Origin of the sequence: Snuella lapsa (assembly GCF_039539345.1) — a bacterium.
In the GTDB taxonomy this organism is placed as follows: Bacteria; Bacteroidota; Bacteroidia; order Flavobacteriales; family Flavobacteriaceae; genus Snuella; species Snuella lapsa.
Window position 1 is genome coordinate 1 of sequence record NZ_BAABCY010000066.1, and the last position, 16941, is coordinate 16941.

At 36.5% G+C, this 16941-nt stretch carries 12 protein-coding genes and 1 pseudogene; 5 read left to right on the forward strand and 8 right to left on the reverse strand.

Annotation, left to right across the window (positions count from 1 at the left end):
- Nucleotides 1-35 precede the first annotated feature (35 nt).
- Together ABD792_RS12245 and ABD792_RS12250 are read left to right on the forward strand one after the other, a co-directional pair.
- Nucleotides 36-1673, forward strand: a pseudogene (locus tag ABD792_RS12245) (M48 family metalloprotease); the annotation flags it as partial.
- A gap of 226 nt (nt 1674-1899) precedes the next feature.
- The gene (locus ABD792_RS12250; RefSeq protein WP_345006427.1) at nt 1900-2322 is read left to right on the forward strand and encodes a potassium channel family protein; all 423 of its coding nucleotides are present in this window, start codon (nt 1900-1902) and stop codon (nt 2320-2322) included.
- Nucleotides 2323-2344: 22 nt separating this feature from the next.
- Here the strand turns inward: ABD792_RS12250 and ABD792_RS12255 are convergent, their stop codons facing one another.
- The 5 genes from ABD792_RS12255 to ABD792_RS12275 all read right to left on the reverse strand — a co-directional run bounded on the left by ABD792_RS12255 (nt 2345) and on the right by ABD792_RS12275 (nt 9691).
- Complete coding sequence (locus tag ABD792_RS12255) at nt 2345-2704, reverse strand: hypothetical protein (RefSeq protein ID WP_345006428.1); 360 nt, start codon at nt 2702-2704, stop codon at nt 2345-2347.
- Between the two features lie 453 nt (nt 2705-3157).
- Nucleotides 3158-4045, reverse strand: coding sequence for a hypothetical protein (locus ABD792_RS12260; RefSeq protein WP_345006430.1), 888 nt, complete (start codon nt 4043-4045; stop codon nt 3158-3160).
- Between the two features lie 23 nt (nt 4046-4068).
- Nucleotides 4069-4902, reverse strand: a complete 834-nt coding sequence (locus ABD792_RS12265; RefSeq protein WP_345006431.1) for a DUF4843 domain-containing protein — start codon at nt 4900-4902, stop codon at nt 4069-4071.
- Between the two features lie 112 nt (nt 4903-5014).
- Nucleotides 5015-6523: a SusD/RagB family nutrient-binding outer membrane lipoprotein gene (locus ABD792_RS12270; RefSeq protein ID WP_345006433.1), complete on the reverse strand. Its 1509-nt coding sequence runs from the start codon at nt 6521-6523 to the stop codon at nt 5015-5017.
- 12 nt (nt 6524-6535) lie between these two features.
- A complete protein-coding gene (locus ABD792_RS12275; protein ID WP_345006434.1) occupies nt 6536-9691 on the reverse strand; it encodes a SusC/RagA family TonB-linked outer membrane protein in 3156 nt (1051 codons plus the stop codon).
- 470 nt (nt 9692-10161) lie between these two features.
- Between ABD792_RS12275 and ABD792_RS12280 the strand changes: the two genes are divergently transcribed.
- From ABD792_RS12280 to ABD792_RS12290, 3 genes are read left to right on the forward strand one after another with little or no spacing between them, the layout of a single operon-like run.
- Nucleotides 10162-10950: a LytR/AlgR family response regulator transcription factor gene (locus ABD792_RS12280; RefSeq protein WP_345006436.1), complete on the forward strand. Its 789-nt coding sequence runs from the start codon at nt 10162-10164 to the stop codon at nt 10948-10950.
- Nucleotides 10947-12047 (forward strand): sensor histidine kinase, encoded by a 1101-nt coding sequence (locus ABD792_RS12285; protein ID WP_345006438.1) that lies wholly within the window; start codon nt 10947-10949, stop codon nt 12045-12047. Before ABD792_RS12280 ends, ABD792_RS12285 begins: the two co-directional genes overlap by 4 nt.
- 54 nt (nt 12048-12101) lie before the next feature.
- The gene (locus ABD792_RS12290) at nt 12102-13196 is read left to right on the forward strand and encodes a sensor histidine kinase (protein ID WP_345006440.1); all 1095 of its coding nucleotides are present in this window, start codon (nt 12102-12104) and stop codon (nt 13194-13196) included.
- Nucleotides 13197-13342: 146 nt separating this feature from the next.
- On the opposite strand, the gene ABD792_RS12295 is transcribed toward ABD792_RS12290, so the two are convergent.
- From ABD792_RS12295 to ABD792_RS12305, 3 genes are all read right to left on the reverse strand, one after another.
- Nucleotides 13343-14302, reverse strand: a complete 960-nt coding sequence (locus tag ABD792_RS12295) for a Fic family protein (protein ID WP_345006442.1) — start codon at nt 14300-14302, stop codon at nt 13343-13345.
- A 241-nt stretch (nt 14303-14543) separates the two neighbouring features.
- On the reverse strand, nt 14544-15941 hold the full coding sequence (gene mnmE, locus ABD792_RS12300) for a tRNA uridine-5-carboxymethylaminomethyl(34) synthesis GTPase MnmE (RefSeq protein WP_345006445.1): 1398 nt from the start codon (nt 15939-15941) through the stop codon (nt 14544-14546).
- Between the two features lie 64 nt (nt 15942-16005).
- Entirely contained in the window at nt 16006-16836 is an 831-nt protein-coding gene (locus tag ABD792_RS12305) for a CvfB family protein (RefSeq protein WP_345006446.1), read from the reverse strand.
- Nucleotides 16837-16941: the final 105 nt, after the last annotated feature.

The window sequence follows — 16941 nt, forward strand, 5'->3', positions numbered from 1 at the left end:
ATTAAATTTGAAACAGAAAACACACCGCAACTAGCTCTTTTTTATTAAATCATTACGTCGAACTCAGGTTTAAAGCTATTCTATCACATGAGTTTGGCCATTTCTCACAAAACACAATGAAAGTGGGGAGTTATGTATACAATGTTAACCAGATAATATTTAACATGCTTTACGATAATGAATCCTACGACAAAATAATTCAAGGCTGGGCGAATGTAAGTGGCTATTTTTCAATCTTTGTAGTATTAGCCGTTAAAGTTGTTGAAGCGATTCAGTGGGTTTTAAACAAACTCTATGAAGTCGTTAACAAGTCGTATATGGCCTTATCCAGGGAAATGGAATTTCATGCCGATGAAATTGCCGCCCATATTACCGGTTACAAACCTTTAAAAAGCGCATTACTAAGAATGCCACTGGCAGATCACGCCTACGATTCGGTATTAGCCTTTTATGAAGCCAAAATAGAACATAACCAAAAAAGTAACAATCTATTCAAGGAGCACGCTTTTGTTATGCATTTTTTAGCAAAAGACAGTAACACCCAAATTGAAAACAACCTCCCTAAAATCACTATAGAAGAATTAAATAAATATAATAAATCAAAATTAATAATTAAAGACCAGTGGTCCTCACACCCCAGTACCGAAGATCGTATAAACCGTCTGGAAAAAATAAACATAGTAATTAATGATACCGATAATACCCCTGCTAATACCATTTTTCAGGATATCGAAAAAACACAAAACAACCTCACCAGCCTGGCTTTTAAAGATGTTAAGTACGAAGAAGAAGCAAAACCCTTACTGTTTACCGACTTTCAGGCTGAATATGAAAAGGATTATTTTAACAATACATTCTCTAAGATCTATAACGGTTATTACGACAATAAAAATCCCATGCCTTTTGATGTAGACACTATAGATTACATACAAAACCTCTACACAATAACCGAATTATTCTCTGATAAGAAAGTAGACCTGGTCTATACAGCCTTTGCCCTGCAAAATGATATAGAAACCATAAAACAGATAGCAGAACGTGCGATTCCTGTTAAAACCTTCGATTACGATGGTAAAAAGTATAAAAGAAGCGAATCAAAAAAATTGCTAAGGAAACTTAATTCTGAGATCGAGAAACTTAACGAACAGATCAAAGAGAATGATATAAACATATTTAAGTTCTTTAGTCGTTGCGAGTATACACAAAAGCGCTCGAACAAATTAACAGACTATTACAAAGCCCTATTTTCATACGATCAAACATTCGATAAGAATTATGAGGTTTACACACAGCTATCTGAACAGCTTCATTTTATTACCGTAACGACGCCATACGATGATATCAAAGCAAATTTCCTGGGCATTCAACCCTTAGAAAAGAAGCTAAAGGACGGTATAACAAGTATCCTGAACGATACTAAATACCAAAAAGAAATAACAAAAGCGATGCGAGATAATTTTAATTTATACCTGTCTAAACAATGGCTGTATTTTGGCAACCAAAATTATTTTGACGACAATCTCGAAATACTCTTTACGGCTATGAACAACTATGCTTTCCTGTTATCGAAAGGATACTTTATCCTCAAAAAGAAACTCTTAACCTATCAAAAAGAGCTGGTAAAAGAACAAAACCTGGAATTGATGAGCCAAAGCGACAAGCAGTCAATTTAAAATCTATCATGCAGGTATATTATAAAGTGAATAATGGATAAGGAATTTATGTCAGTTTGAGTGCCAAATCTGTGATTTGGTGCACTTCGACTTCGCTCAGTAGAGATATCGAAAACCTGTCTGTCGACAGGCAGGCAAATAATTTCCCCACTAGATGACATTAGGACGCTTAAACATTATTTTATTATATTAGATAAATAAACCTGCCTTTCTCTGGTTCGCTCTTATGGACCATTTAGAAAAGCGATTGCTAAAACATAAAACGATGCTGTCTTTCTTTCTAAACCTCTATCGCTTTATTAAGATCCTTTTTAAAGGCATTAAAAAAGATGGCGAGTTTCGTTTCCTCTTTATCTTTATTATCATTTTACTAACAGGATCCACTGTTTTCTACTACAAATTTGAACACTGGTCTGTTATTGACGCCCTCTACTTTTCTGTAATGACCATGGCTACTATAGGCTACGGCGACCTAGTCCCCACAACACCTTTTACCAAAGTATTTACAATCATTTATACCTTTTTATCGATTGGTGCTTTTGTGGCCTTTACCGCAAAGATGATAGGATTAACATTTGAGAACAGGCAAAAGCAAACCCTAAAGATCAAACAGCACATTAAAGGCATTAAAGATAAGCCTAAAAAGTAGCTTTGCACTTCATACCAGAAACTCAATTAAGTGAGGACGTTTCTACATCTATCCTAAAACATTGCTCACTACCCAAATGCTGTGGATCCCCGTGTTTTTCCGACCAAAAGCCGTCCAGTACATCCTTTGTTAAGCATTTATAAACCACCACACCTTTGTACACATTCGCATCATCACCCCTATAATTAAAATTAATAACAAGCAGGTTGTCCTTAAAAAACCCACTTCCCCATTGCTCCTGACTATTATGTATAAGCCATTTCGCAACAACCCTGTTATTAACATCAAGACTTAAATCCAATACGCCAGTATACTTTATATGTTCTGCGTTCTGATTGTGTCCAACTACGCGATACCGTCCAACCAACTCATGAACCTCCATAATATCTTATTCTATTTTGTGGTTATTAGTGAACCACTATTTCACTGCAACAAAGATATTTCCTGGTAAGGCAAGTACCAATTTTATCCAGCAAATAATACCTTTCTAACATCAAGGCATAGCGTCCTAAAATAGCTTTCCAACTGCCTAAAGTGTTATTTCAGATAATGTCAATTCCATTGTACTGTCATTCAGAACGGACATTGAGCGAAGTCGAAATGGTAGTGAAGAATCTTTTTATCATGGAACAATTCCGCCTTTTGCCGAAATGACAATTTGCCCACAGCCCATGTACAAATTCCAAATAGTAGGCAATACAATAGAACCCTATGGATTTAAATCCATAGGGTTCTGATATCTAAAAAATGCTTCACCTAAACGTCACGAGCTGGCTTCGTGTATTGTTAAGAGTTAATAGTTTTTACCATAGCACCACCAATAACCAACTACCATTTAGTTTTGAAACACTACGGTTCCTGTATCTGAATCGGTTACAGTGTAGGTAGAACCGGCTATTGTAAGCATGTATCTAGCGAGATAGGCATCTGCATTTCCCTGCTCATACCCACCGGTTGCAGTATCCCAAATGTTTGATAAATCTACGGTTGTCGATTCCGTATTACTTCCTAATACAGCAAATGATAGTTTAGCAGGAATACTCATTTGGCTTGCCGGATCTACAGCACCTGTACTACTCCAAAAACTAGGAACGATCCAATAATCGCCATCTGTTAACACCCCTTGTCCAATAATATAATCCTCAGGACAATGACTATAACTGGCATTTAAAACATTATTAAAATTGGAACTGTATAACTCCAGATCCAGATCATAATCACAAAAACTATGGGCTCCATCATTAGCATCTAGGTAACTACCATCCCAAGCCAACCGTGCCGTAAAGGCCACAGAGTTTTCTATACTAAAAGAAATTATGGGTTTTCCAAGGACTTCATAGATTTCGGAATCGGTATCTGCCGGTAAAATTTCCAGTTCCAGAGATTCCAGCTCTTCTGCCGTCGTATCATCATAAATTGTTATATCCATAGTGGCCGATGTCTGGTATGCTGGTACGACTGCAGTTGAAACGGTATAGTCTTCCTCCGATGCCGAACCGCTTATTTGATTCGCAGTAAAAGAGGTGGTCGTTTTTAATGGCCTGTCCAATTCGATCGTTATAGATATTGTCGGTGATCCGGCCTCACTGATAAGCGATGGAGGCATTGTTGTTACCGATACGTTCGGTTTCGCACTTTCGTCTGCTACAGGCGATACATCATAGTTATCGCAGCTAAAGATAATTAGTAAGACTAAGCCTAAAATATATTTATTTGTTTGCATTTTGAATCAATTTATAGTTACATTTATTGCCTTACATAAGTTGATGTCCACTGGCCTACCTCAAAGAAGCTTACGTCCTGATTGATCAAAGTAAGGACCCCCGTTTCTGCATTCCATGAACCACCGATGATATCTCCAATACCATACCCCCCTCCGGTTCCAAACTCCAGGTCTCCCGAAGGCAGAATATCTCCACAAAGTTCAACGATATTACCGCTATTAAACAATCCCGAATTAGACGTACAAGAATCTAAAAAATAGCCATCGGCCGTTCCCAAATGCCAGGAACCGTCTGGATTCTTAGTGATTGTGGTTGTTTTAGACACACCACAAAAATCATTAGTAACCAAATAGGTTCCCGATAGATCGGCATAACATTGGTATATAATTGTGAGTACGGCAGCTTTACTACTAGGTATAACATTAGTTCCGCTGGCATTTGTAAATTTTAATGAGAGTATCGGTGCTACAGCCAATGGCGGATCGATTCCTTCCGTAATAATATCGACCGGCAAGCTGCCTATATAGTTATTACTCGCCCTTAGTGTTATAGTTGTCGGACTAAAGTTATAATGTACACCTTCTATGGCCGTGGTATTGTCGGTATCAACAGCCACACTCACTGTAACATCCTCTGTAAATCCAACCATAGTTGGACCTTGAAGCTCAACATTTACATTTGCGGTAACTATGTTGCCATCGGCAACGGCACTTACAGGTTGATTCAGTCTTGAAAAACTTGTAAAGTTTAGTCCATCATCAAATGTATCTGCTAAATTATCATTGTCTATTAGGCAAGAGTTAACCAACACCCCTGTAACAATCAACAATGAAATGGATTTAATTATATTTTTCATGTGTTTCTATTTATTGTTTTTAATTGGCACCAAGTAACATCCATAATATCAGTTCGTCCAGTATTAACCCTTTTCATTATGAATGTTCATTCTTCGTATTTTTAATTACTCACTACTGCATCCAGAATGTATGCCTGTCGAATGCAGCGTTACTTCCTTGTGAAGGGACATTATCGGAATTGGTAGCTAACTCAGATTCGGGATACAACAAATTTGATGGGAACGTCGTATTTCTTGCACCTTGAGGAATAGGAATTCCGGAAGGGAAGTTAGTTCTAACGCGATCCATCCACACTTCAAATCCGGAAATGTACCCTCCCGCAATCCATTTTTGAGTAATGATGGCCTCAATTTCCTTTCCTGCGGCAACTGCTAAATCCCAATTGATCACATTATTAAAAGCTGAGGATTCGTAATCTGTTGCTTCGGTGGTGGCATCGGGAACACCTAATTCACTGAAAGAAGCTTCAATTCCCGCTTTATATAAAGCACCTGCATCGCCTGGAATTAATCCTCTTTGAGCTGCTTCTGCCTGCAAGAATATTGATTCCGACCCCAACATAACTTGCAGTGGTTGTGTGCTACCAATAAGAAGCCCTTCTCCCAATGCCGATGTATTATCACTCCTGTAAAAGTTGTCATAATTATTTTGAGGAACCCCTCTGTACTCGCCATCTACTTCTGCAGGTAGGAATAGCCTTGATAGCCTTGGGTCATCATTATCCTTTAAAAACTCCATAAAATATTCGTTGCCTCTTGTGGCATCATGATTTCTGGCCGGGGAAGTGGTGCTTCCCGGAACAAAACCGAATACGGTGTAAAACGGGTTTTGTTGATCGGTTTGATCGGCATAACCGGGGTTTATAGAAGCTGTCTCATTTAAGAAACCTATTCCGTTATTCACGATTTCATTATATTGAGATGATAAATCCGCTCCCGTATTTACCTGACGTAATAACATTCTCAGCTTTAACGTATTCGCAAATTGTTGCCATAATTCCATATTGCCTCCAAACATGGCATCGGTGCTGACACTCAAAGAGCCATCAGGCACGTTATCTATCATGTCAATAGCTTTATTCAGTTCTTCATAAATAGCATCATAAACAGCTTTATCATCATCGTAAACCGGTTGCGTATTAGCTCCTCTTCCAAAGGCCTCCGCATAAGGAATATCACCATAAGTATCAACCAACATGGCAAAATGAAAAGTTTTCATGATCTTGGCTATGGCTCTGTAATTATCCCAATTATCACCTTCATAATTTTCTATAAGATGATAAGGATACAGCGTTAGCGTATAGGTATTATTCCATATTCTTTGGTAGGTTGTATTTATTATCAAATACTGTTGTTCGGGCTCATACCACACCTGATCGCCAGCATCGGACATAACTCCTGAAAAGATGCTTCCAATAAGATTAAACGAATCTCCTGAACCATTCAAAATATCGGCATTATAGAGCATATCGGCCGAGTTCTTCTGAGCTGCCGGTAAAATCAAGTCGGGCGTGGCAGAAGACGGGCTTGAAGAACTTTTATTGACATCCAGGTAATTTTCACTACATGAAACTACTAACGTGCATATCAAAAGGAAAATAAACTTTATTGTATTTTTCATTTTTTGACCTTTTTAAAATTTAACATTTAATTTAAAACCATAAGTCCCGGTTGGAGGCCCTTGATCTGAAGTTCCGATACCGGTTGTTCCTTCCTGCACCTGAGTATTATTAGTGGCTCCAATACCAATATTAAGCCCGGCACCTGAGTTAAAGGAAAATTCGGGATCGGTATAAATGTTTTCGGCCGCTCGCCACATAATTAAATTATTGGCTACGAGCCCCACCGTAATGCCATCAAACGGCGTCTTGTCCAAAAATTTGACTGGCAAGGTATAATCCAGGGCTATTTCCCTGATTTTAATAGCCGTTGCATCCACCGCATAATTCTCTTTTATCTCATTATAGGATGTTTGCCAAAAGTTTCTGGTACCATCGGTAGTCGGCCTATCGGTATTTTCAACGTATACTCCCGATCCTGGCGCCGTTTCATACACAGAATTTGGAAAAATGAATGGCTGCCTGTTAGTAGAGACACTATTTTTAGTTAAACCGGCAAATTCTAAAGCTTCAACCAGGGTACTATAAAATACGTGCCCTGTTTTATAATCGGCAACAGCTCTTAAAGACAAGCCTTTGTAAGCCAGTTTGGTCGTTATACCTGCAATAATATCAGGAACCGTACTCCCCAAATTAATGAGCTCACTTGAAGGTGCCGGATTCCCATTCGCTTCAACAATAATTCTACCCTGAGGATCTCTTTTATATCCCGGGGCGAAAAGAGAAGGGTATGGATCCCCTACATTAGCAAAAATAGTTGCCGTATTTTGAATACCTAAACCTATCTGCACTCTTGGTACGCCGCCAAGATCAACTACTTCCGATTCGTTCTTTGTAAATGTAAAGCCCAAATCCCATCTAAAGTCTTCAGTTCTTACAGGTACAAGATTTAAATCAATTTCAATACCCTTATTTTGAATTTCCCCTAAGTTAGTCAGGAAAGAAGAAGCTCCCGATGCCCTAGATGAAGCAGAGAAATTGATCTGATCCTCTGCCTTAACAGTATAATAATTGGCATCAAGAGTTATACGATTATTAAAAAATTCAACTCTAAACCCGCCTTCTATGGATGTTGAAAACTCCGGACTTAAATTGGGGTCGACAGCGATTGTTGTTGGTCGTAATCCGGGATTTGAGAAGGGAAACCCTGTAGGTACAAGAAAGTTTTCATTAATAGCTCCAATAGGAGCATCATTCCCCACTTTGGCATAACTTATATTGAATTTTAAAAAATCTAAGGCACTTCCCTTTAAACCACTGAAAGCATCTGTGACGACAAATGATAATCCACCACTATAATAGTCATAAGTGTTATTTGCCACCGGTAAGGTTGATGAGGTATCCTGTCTCCACGATCCTGTAAAAAATAAATAATCCCTAAAACCTAATGTTAAATCCCCAAAATAGGAATACAACCGTTTTTGAGAAATACTTTGAGGAGATGAAAAGTTAGTACTGTTAAACCCTAAGTTACCTGTTCTAACATTTACGTTAAAAATTTCATTCGTAAATAAATTGTTTCCCACAATGCTCATTTGATTACTTCTAAATGTTTCAAGGTGGGTTCCTAAAATAAGTCGTAAGCTAAAGTCTTCAGACAGGTCGCTATCAATATTCAGAAGTAAGTCGGAGTTTAGATCAAAACTACTAGCGGCGCCATCGAGTACCGCGCTAACCTCATCACTGGGTCTTGTATAATCGGTATCTCCATAGGTATAAGCTTCCTGTATGTTTTTAGTCTCTCTATTATACCACGTTCCACCCAGTCTGTAAGCAGCAGATAACCAATCGTTAAACGTATATTTCAAACTGGCAATCCCCTGCAACCTATTACGCCTATTAGTATCCCTGTTTTGATCTACAATTTGATAAGGGTTTTTGAAATAGGCATTAAAATAGGTCTCTGGTGTAGAGAATTTATCTGTTCGCCAGTTCTTATAGTCACTTAACCTGTAATGTGCTGGCGTGTTTAATAAAATCCTGTAAAAACTGCCATCTGTCGGACTGGGCCCCGCCTGATCCACCTTATCCTGAAAGAAGGCTACCGAAGTATTAGCTTCCAGATTTCCAGCCTTTCTCGATGCATTAAACCTAAAATTATCTCTCCAGTATTTATCTCCGGGAGTGATACCTGTTTTATCTACCCGTTGGGCAGAAAAGAAATAAGTTGAATTTTCATCACCGCCGCTTACGGAAAAAGCATTCTGTGTGGTTATTCCTGTTTCAAAAAAACTTTCTCTCCCTTTTCTAACCGGAGCATATGGTAACATCTGATAGGTACCATCAGCTAAAACGGGCCCAACCTGACGCAGCGTTCCGTCATAACGTGGTCCCCAACTTTCATTTTCATAGGGTGTATAGTCAAAAACATTGGTGGACCCGCTACCATATTCGCTTTGTGTCTCCGGGAAAAACTTTAAGACTTCAAAAGTTATAGCCGAGTTAACAGAGATGCTTAGTTTCCCATCTATTTTCCCCCTTTTAGTAGTAATGATAAGGGCGCCATTGGCTCCTGCAGAACCATACAGTGTTACAGAAGAAGCGCCTTTCAGTATATTAACTGTTTCAATATCGTTGGGGTTTATACTGCTTAGTGCAGTATCAGGCTGGGGCACCCCATCTATTACAATGAGCGCATCGTTATCCCCTGTTAAGGAGTTACTGGCCCTAAGTCTTATTGTGGAGTTAGGGTTTACACCGTTGTCACTAAAGTTAATATTTAATCCGGACGATTTACCTACTAATGCCGATGTGGCATCCACAGGTGCTGCTTGTACAATTGCATCTTGTTCTAATACGGTAGTAGCATAGGCTAACTCTTTAGGTTTTCGTTTAATACCCAAGGCCGTAACAACAACTTCATCCAAGGCCTGTGCACTCTCTTCCATTGAAACATTAATGGTTGAGGAGGTTCCAACAGTTATAGATTGTGTAGCATACCCCACAAAACTAAAGGTTATGATGTCTCCAGTGTCGGCTTTCAGGACATAGCGTCCGTCGAAGTCTGTTTGAGTTCCTGTAGAGGTGCCCTGAATGATAATGTTTACACCTGGTAATGGTAAACCTTCTTTGTCAGAAACTTTACCAGAAACTGTTTTTTCTTGTGCCAATGTAATACTGTATCCCAGCATGTAAAACACCAACAATAAAACATAATTCTTTACTTTCATAAATTAATTGTTTTTTGTTAAAAATTATATTGAGTTAGTGCAAAGTCAAAAGGCAGGTGGCATGATTATAAAGAGTGACTAATTCAAATAATCGGCCTGATAGTCAAAGTTTAGTGGAACTTTTTTGGTAAGGCTTTGCCACCCAACCTTTCGCAATTGCGTTAACAAGAAAGGATTTTAAAAAGGCAGGTTACGAAAGAATGATGTAAACGGGGCCTTAATTGAATTGCTTTCCCCAAACCATGAACTTAATGACTTGCTGTATTTAACAAACATTTCATTATTCTATTTAGGTACTTTGCTTCAATTACAAGTCTTTTAAACCATTTAACAATATGATTTGAAAAAATGCTATTTTGAGTTAAATGATTTATAAAACGATTTAAAACCTATATATTTTGATTTATCTTGGTTTTCAATTCAAATCACAATAAATATTTTATTATAGCTTAGCTATTTAAAAATGGTAAATGACAAAAAATAAGATTAGTGCAATCATTGCAGATGACGAACCATTAGCTAGAAAGAGAATAGCGAATCTGATTGAGGAGATAGACGACCTTGTATTAATTAAGGAGTGTGCCTCCGGAGAGGAAGCCATCAAAGCCATTACTCAATTTCAACCTCATCTTGTTTTTCTCGATATTCAAATGACCGACATGACCGGTTTTGACGTTTTAAAGAACCTGGATCCCAAAATAAAAAAACCTCAGGTTATTTTTATATCTGCTTTTGACGAGTTTGCCTTAAAAGCTTTTGAGTTCTTTGCTTTCGATTATTTACTAAAGCCGTTTAAAGATGAACGTTTTTTTCGATCCGTGAACAAAATCAAAGAATTATACGGTACTAACAAAACGTCCAATATAGATAGCAAACTGGATCAATTAATTCATTATATAGAAAACCCCAAAGGTGATTTTTCCGGCATTTCACACAATAAACTCCCTATTAAAACCAATAATAAAGTAACTTTTGTAAAAAAAGAAGATATAAAATACATTCTTGCTTCGGGATATTACGCTGAAATTTATACGGATAAGAAAAAGTATCTGCTGCGAGATTCGCTGAGCGCTTTAATGCATCAATTTGAAGATTATAATTTTATACGGATACACAGGTCAACCATCATTAATATTGATTTTATACAGGAGGTTTTATACTCAAGTCATGGGGAGATCGATATAAAAATGAATGACTCGAAGCTTTTTAGAGTTAGCAAATCCCACAAAAAAGAGTTTCAAAACAAAGTAGGTTTATGATTAAGTACTTGAAGCGGCATTTGGATACCAAGCTCATCGCTTTGATTATGGTAGTTTATACTGTTTTCATCGCTATTAATATTATAAAAAAGTTGTATTTAGGGAGAATGGAGTTGTGCATTGAGACCCTCTCCTACTATATTTTGGAATGGTTAACAACCTGGCTTTTTGTAGCTTTTTATACCTCTACGGCTAAAACGTTGATTAAACGGAAAACAAAGCTTTTATTCCTTATTTTCATTAATATGATCTTTTCAGTACTCGTAATTGTAATCGAGTATACCTATATGCTGGCCTTTTATTCGATAGTTAAAAAAGAATCGATAACTGCTCTTATAAAAAACACCTCTAAAGAGGTATTAATTAACAATATGGATTATAATTTTCTAACATTTATTAGCATCCTAACCATTACCTATATCTATTTTTACTTTAAGAACCTTCAGGAAATCCAATCCAGAGAAGCCATGCTTAAAACCCAGCTAGCCAATACCAGACTTCAATTTTTACAGGCACAAATGCACCCGCATTTTTTATTTAACACACTTAATAGCATTTATACACTGGCCGACATCAATATAAAGAAGTCAAAAGACATGTTGGTTAATTTAAGTGCTTTACTAAGAGAAGTACTTGATAAAAATGGGCAAAATGTTATTGAGCTTCAGGAGGAACTGGATCTATTGTACAAATACATTGAAATAAAAAAGATACGTTTTTCCGAACATTTAAAATTTCAAATTTACATCGATGACAATCTCGAAAATGTTCTTGTGCCAAGCATGGTTATTCAACCTATAGTAGAAAACTCCATAAAGCACGGATTTAGTAAAGACAATCCATCCTTAATGGTTTACATTTCAATTTATAAGCAAGAAGAAAACCTGATAGTTAAAGTTAAAAACAATGGAAAAAGAATAACCCAAAATTTTAGTGAATTATTGAATAAAGGAACTGGTATTAAAAATTTGGATGAACGCTTAAAAGAATTATACGGACATTATAGCTTGAATATTTACAATTCCAGTGGTCATGTTATCACAGAAGTGGTATTCCCTCTACAGGTATCGGTATCAGAATTAGTAAGAACCAATTAAAAGTTTAGACAGACAACAAGCACCTAAAAAACACTTTTAAAACATATCGCAAGGATGATTAATACAGTGCTAACACTTTTTAAAAATAGACTTTTTAAAATCTTGTTTGGGTTTTATTTAACTTATACTTTAATACTATCCTTCCAGGTAATATACTTAAAGTACGGTGGTTTAGCCTATGCCGAGAAAAGTTGGTTTGAAGCAGTCTTTGTGAATTTCTTTATCGAATTATTGTTTCAAGGTGTTTTATTTTTATTTGTTGGCTATCTGGCCTTAGTTATTTTAAAACTTAGGTTAAAGCAAGTTTACTTTATTCTTTTGCATTTAATATTATCAATATTTACTGTATTCATTTTCACGTATGTTTACTACCTTATACATAACTTAGTGGGGAGTCATCTAGAGTTTAGTATTAAAAGGCTTATTACTGGATCTATCAATTATTTAAATATTCACTTTTTGAGATATTTTGCTATAGTATTTATAGTTTACACCTACTACTATATTAACAAATCGGCACAGGAAGCTCTTCAAAAAAGCAAATTAAAAGAGCAATTAAGTGCGGTTCAGGTAAATGTGTTAAAATACCAACTCCACCCCCATTTCTTTTTTAACACCTTAAATAGTATTTCCACACTTATTGAAACAGATGCCAAACTAGCACAAAATACATTAGCTGATTTCAGTGATCTCTTAAGGGATATTGTATATCTAAAGGATACCAACCTTTTGCCTCTGGATGTTGAGATGAAAATATTAAAACGGTATTTGGATATTATGACCGTTCGCTTTTCCGATCACCTTAAAATTTTTATCGAAGTAGAAAACGACTTAGAAGATATTCTAATTCCCAGCCTCATCCTCCAGCCTTTAGTAGAGAATAGTTTTAAATATGGCTTCTCCTCCGAAATAAAAAAGCTTAACATTACGATAAAAATACACTCGCATGATACATTGGTGTTCATTGAAGTCTTAAATAATGGAGCGCCTCTGGTTGAAGACTTTCGTTACGGAAATGGTTTAAAGAATACCGTGGCACGGCTTAAAACCCTATATGCAGAGAATTATAGTTTTAGCATCCAGAATATCACGGAAAAAAAAGGCGTTATATCAAAAATCATTATTCCTTTACAAAGAACTGAAAGTTAACAGAGATTACTTTCCGATGCAATATGCAACTTTCATTATTTCACAAGGGCTTAAATAGTTTCTGTTTTTTTTTAGTTTGGTAATATTTCTTCATTTTCATTGTTTATAAATAAAATAGTATTCCCAATCAATGAGCTTATACTTCATCAAGATCTAAATTGATATTTTGTTAATCTTTTATCCCCGGTTTTAGACAATATTTGTTGTTCTACAGCCCATTTTAAATCCCTACTTGCAGTTGCTTGGCTTATATCTTTAAAGTTTTGCAAATAGTCCTTACGACTAAATTGGTTGTCCTTTATGATATCTTTGTATAGTTCAATCCTATCTTGTGTTGTAAGTGTTCTGTTCTGGGTTTTTAATAGGTTTCCTAAGGCTTGAAGTATAATATCTAGAATAAACTCAATAAATGGTGTTGAATGCCCCGATTTATCCGACATACCCAATACCTTATAATATGCCTCTTGATTTTCTTTAATGAGGCTTTCTACTGGTAGAAACTCAAATACCGGGTATTGTTGCATTAAAATTAAAGTTTGCCACAATCTCCCCATACGTCCATTACCATCTAAAAACGGATGTATAAATTCAAATTCATAATGAAAAACACAACTTTTAATTAGTAAAATATCCTTATCGGTCTTTAGATAGTTAAATAAATCATTCATTAGCCCCTTAACCATATCACCACTTGGGGCAAGATGTTCTACTTTTGAACCTTTAACAATACCAACATTTTTAGCTCGCAGCTTTCCTGCGTCTTCAATTAAACCTTGCATTAAAATGGCGTGAGCCTTTTCTAAGTCTTTTAATTTATTTGGATTGAACGTTCGCAGGTGCTTATATACCTCTATAGCGTTTTGAACCTCCAAAATATCCTTTTGTGGTGCAATCACTCGTTTATCGTCTAAAAGTGCTGTAATCTGCTCTTCTGTGAGCGTATTACCCTCAATCTCTAAAGAGGATTGTATGGTTTTAATACGGTTCTTTTTTCGTAACTCAGTTGGTGGTTTATATAAATGTATGGCATTTATTTCCCCTAATCGCTCAGAAATAGCTACAACTAATTTTAATATGTTATCGGTAATCTGATAAGGTGGTTTCATCCGTTATTTATTATTTTTTATAATACTGTCGGATGTAATCTCGTAAACTCGATTTCATTTACGATAGTATCATTTGATAGTATCACAAAGATATAGAATCTAATTTAACAAGCTAGAAACAAATTATTCAATTACAGTCATATTTTGAAGTCCAAATTTTCGCACTAATAATCAATTTATTAATCTGCCTTAAGATTGTAGGGTCTTTTATCCTATTATCCTCAGCCAGTAAATTTACTATCTATTTGCCGATACAAAAATTAGCAAATATATTTCCTAAAAGGTCATCGTTTGTAATCTCACCCGTAATCTCTCCAAAATGATACAGAGCTTGACGAATATCAATAGCAAGTAAATCACCTGAAAGTTGTGTTTCCAAACCTTCTTTTACTTTCTGTACTTCTTCAAATGCTTTTAATAGCGAATCGTAATGACGGCTGTTTGTAACTATGGTTTCGTTATTACGCAAAGCTCCGGTATTAACAAAATTGGTCAATATTAGCTTTAGATGCTCCACTCCCTTGCCTGTTTTTGCTGAAAGTAACTCAATATCGAAAATAGCGTCTTTAAGTTGTTGCTGTTCCTGATTACTAACCTGGTCTATTTTGTTAGCAATCACCACCAACGATTTTTGTGGATATTTGTTTTTTATTTTCTCTAGTTCTACTTTAATACTTTCCAAGGATGATTTTTTCACAAAAACCGATTCAGCATCAAACAAGTAAATCACCACTTGAGCTTGTTCTATTTTCTCAAAAGTTTTCTTTATACCGATACTCTCAACAACATCCTTAGTATCCCGAATGCCTGCGGTATCGATAAAACGGAAACCAACACCTCCAATCGTTATCTCATCCTCAATTGTATCTCTTGTTGTTCCGGCTATTTCTGAAACAATGGCGCGTTCTTCGTTAAGAAGTGCGTTTAAAAGCGTTGACTTTCCTACGTTAGGCTCCCCTACAATCGCTACTGGAATACCATTTTTAATGACATTACCAACAGCAAACGAATCTATCAGGCGCTTTAAAACAAAAATGATACGATCAATAAGTGCTTTAAATTGGGTACGATCGGCAAACTCGACATCCTCCTCTGCAAAATCGAGTTCCAACTCAATTAAAGAAGCAAAATTTAAAAGCTCTTCACGTAATTTGGCTATTTCCGAGGAGAACCCACCTCGCATTTGCTGCATAGCGATTTGGTGTGATGCTTCATTATCACTTGCAATCAGATCGGCAACAGCTTCTGCCTGACTTAAATCCAATTTACCATTTAAAAAGGCCCGCAATGTAAATTCACCAGCAGTAGCCATGCGGCAACCCTTTCTTAAAAATAGTTGAATGATTTCCTGTTGGATATAATTGGAGCCATGACAAGACACCTCCACCACATCTTCTCCAGTATAGGAATTTGGATTCTTAAAAACGGACACCAATACTTCGTCAATAACCCTATCCCCATCCATTACATGGCCCAAGTGAATAGTATGTGTGGCTTGTTTGCTTAACACCTTTCCAGAAACCGAGCGAAATTGTTGCTCTGCTACTGTAATCGCATCCTTGCCCGACAAACGTATAATGGCTATGGCTCCTGCCCCTGATGGTGTTGCTAGTGCTACAATGGTATCTTGATGTATCATAAAACAAAAATACTAAAAAGAAAAGTGAACACCACTTACAATTAGGGCATTCAAAACAATAGAGCTAGACTAAATAGATCCCGTCTGGTTTAATAGTTATAAGGCGTTTCTTGTACAAAGTCCCAACTGCTTTTTTAAAGTTCTTTTTACTCATTTGAAGCTCAGCTTTAATAGCCTCAGGATCCGATTTGTCCGTAAGCTTTAAATAACCACCATTATCTTCTAATTCCTTCATTATCCTATCGGCATTGGGTTCAATACTACGGTAACCTACCTGACCTAGTACAATGTCCAATTTGTTTCCTGGGCGTATTTTTTTCACAATCCCCTTAAGTCTGTCTCCTATACTAATATCCTTAAAGATCTGGTCTTTATAAATAAGCCCTGAATGTTTCTTATTTACAATAACGTTCATCCCTATTTCTGATGGATGGGATACAATAAGATCTACCTCGTCAAACAGCCCTACTGTAAGCTGTTTGTTATCTAAAAACCGATTAGTCTTACTGGAAGCGACTAATCGATCGGTTTTTTCATCCAAATAACAATACACCAGGTACCAACCACCTGGTTTCATTTTAAAAGCCTGCTCCTTGAACGGGCAAAACAACTCCTTTACAAGCCCCCAATCTAAAAATGCGCCATACTCTGTTACCTGATTACAGCGTAACAGCGCAAAATCATCACGTTGCACATAAGGCATATCGGTAGTTGCCACCGGACGCTCGTCATTATCCAAATACACAAAAACCTCCAACTTATCCCAGATCTTAAAATGATCCGGAACATACCTGTTAGGCAATAATACTTCATTATTAGCTTCGTCTATCAAATACAACCCATGATCTGTTTCACGAAATATTTCCAACGTATTTACTTGACCTAAATGTATCATGCAGCAAAGGTAAGAATATTAAAAATTGGGAATGCAAATTTCATAGCAGTATTACTAAAAAGACGAACCTTTAAAGGCCCATCTTTCATATTTTGATAAGAAAAG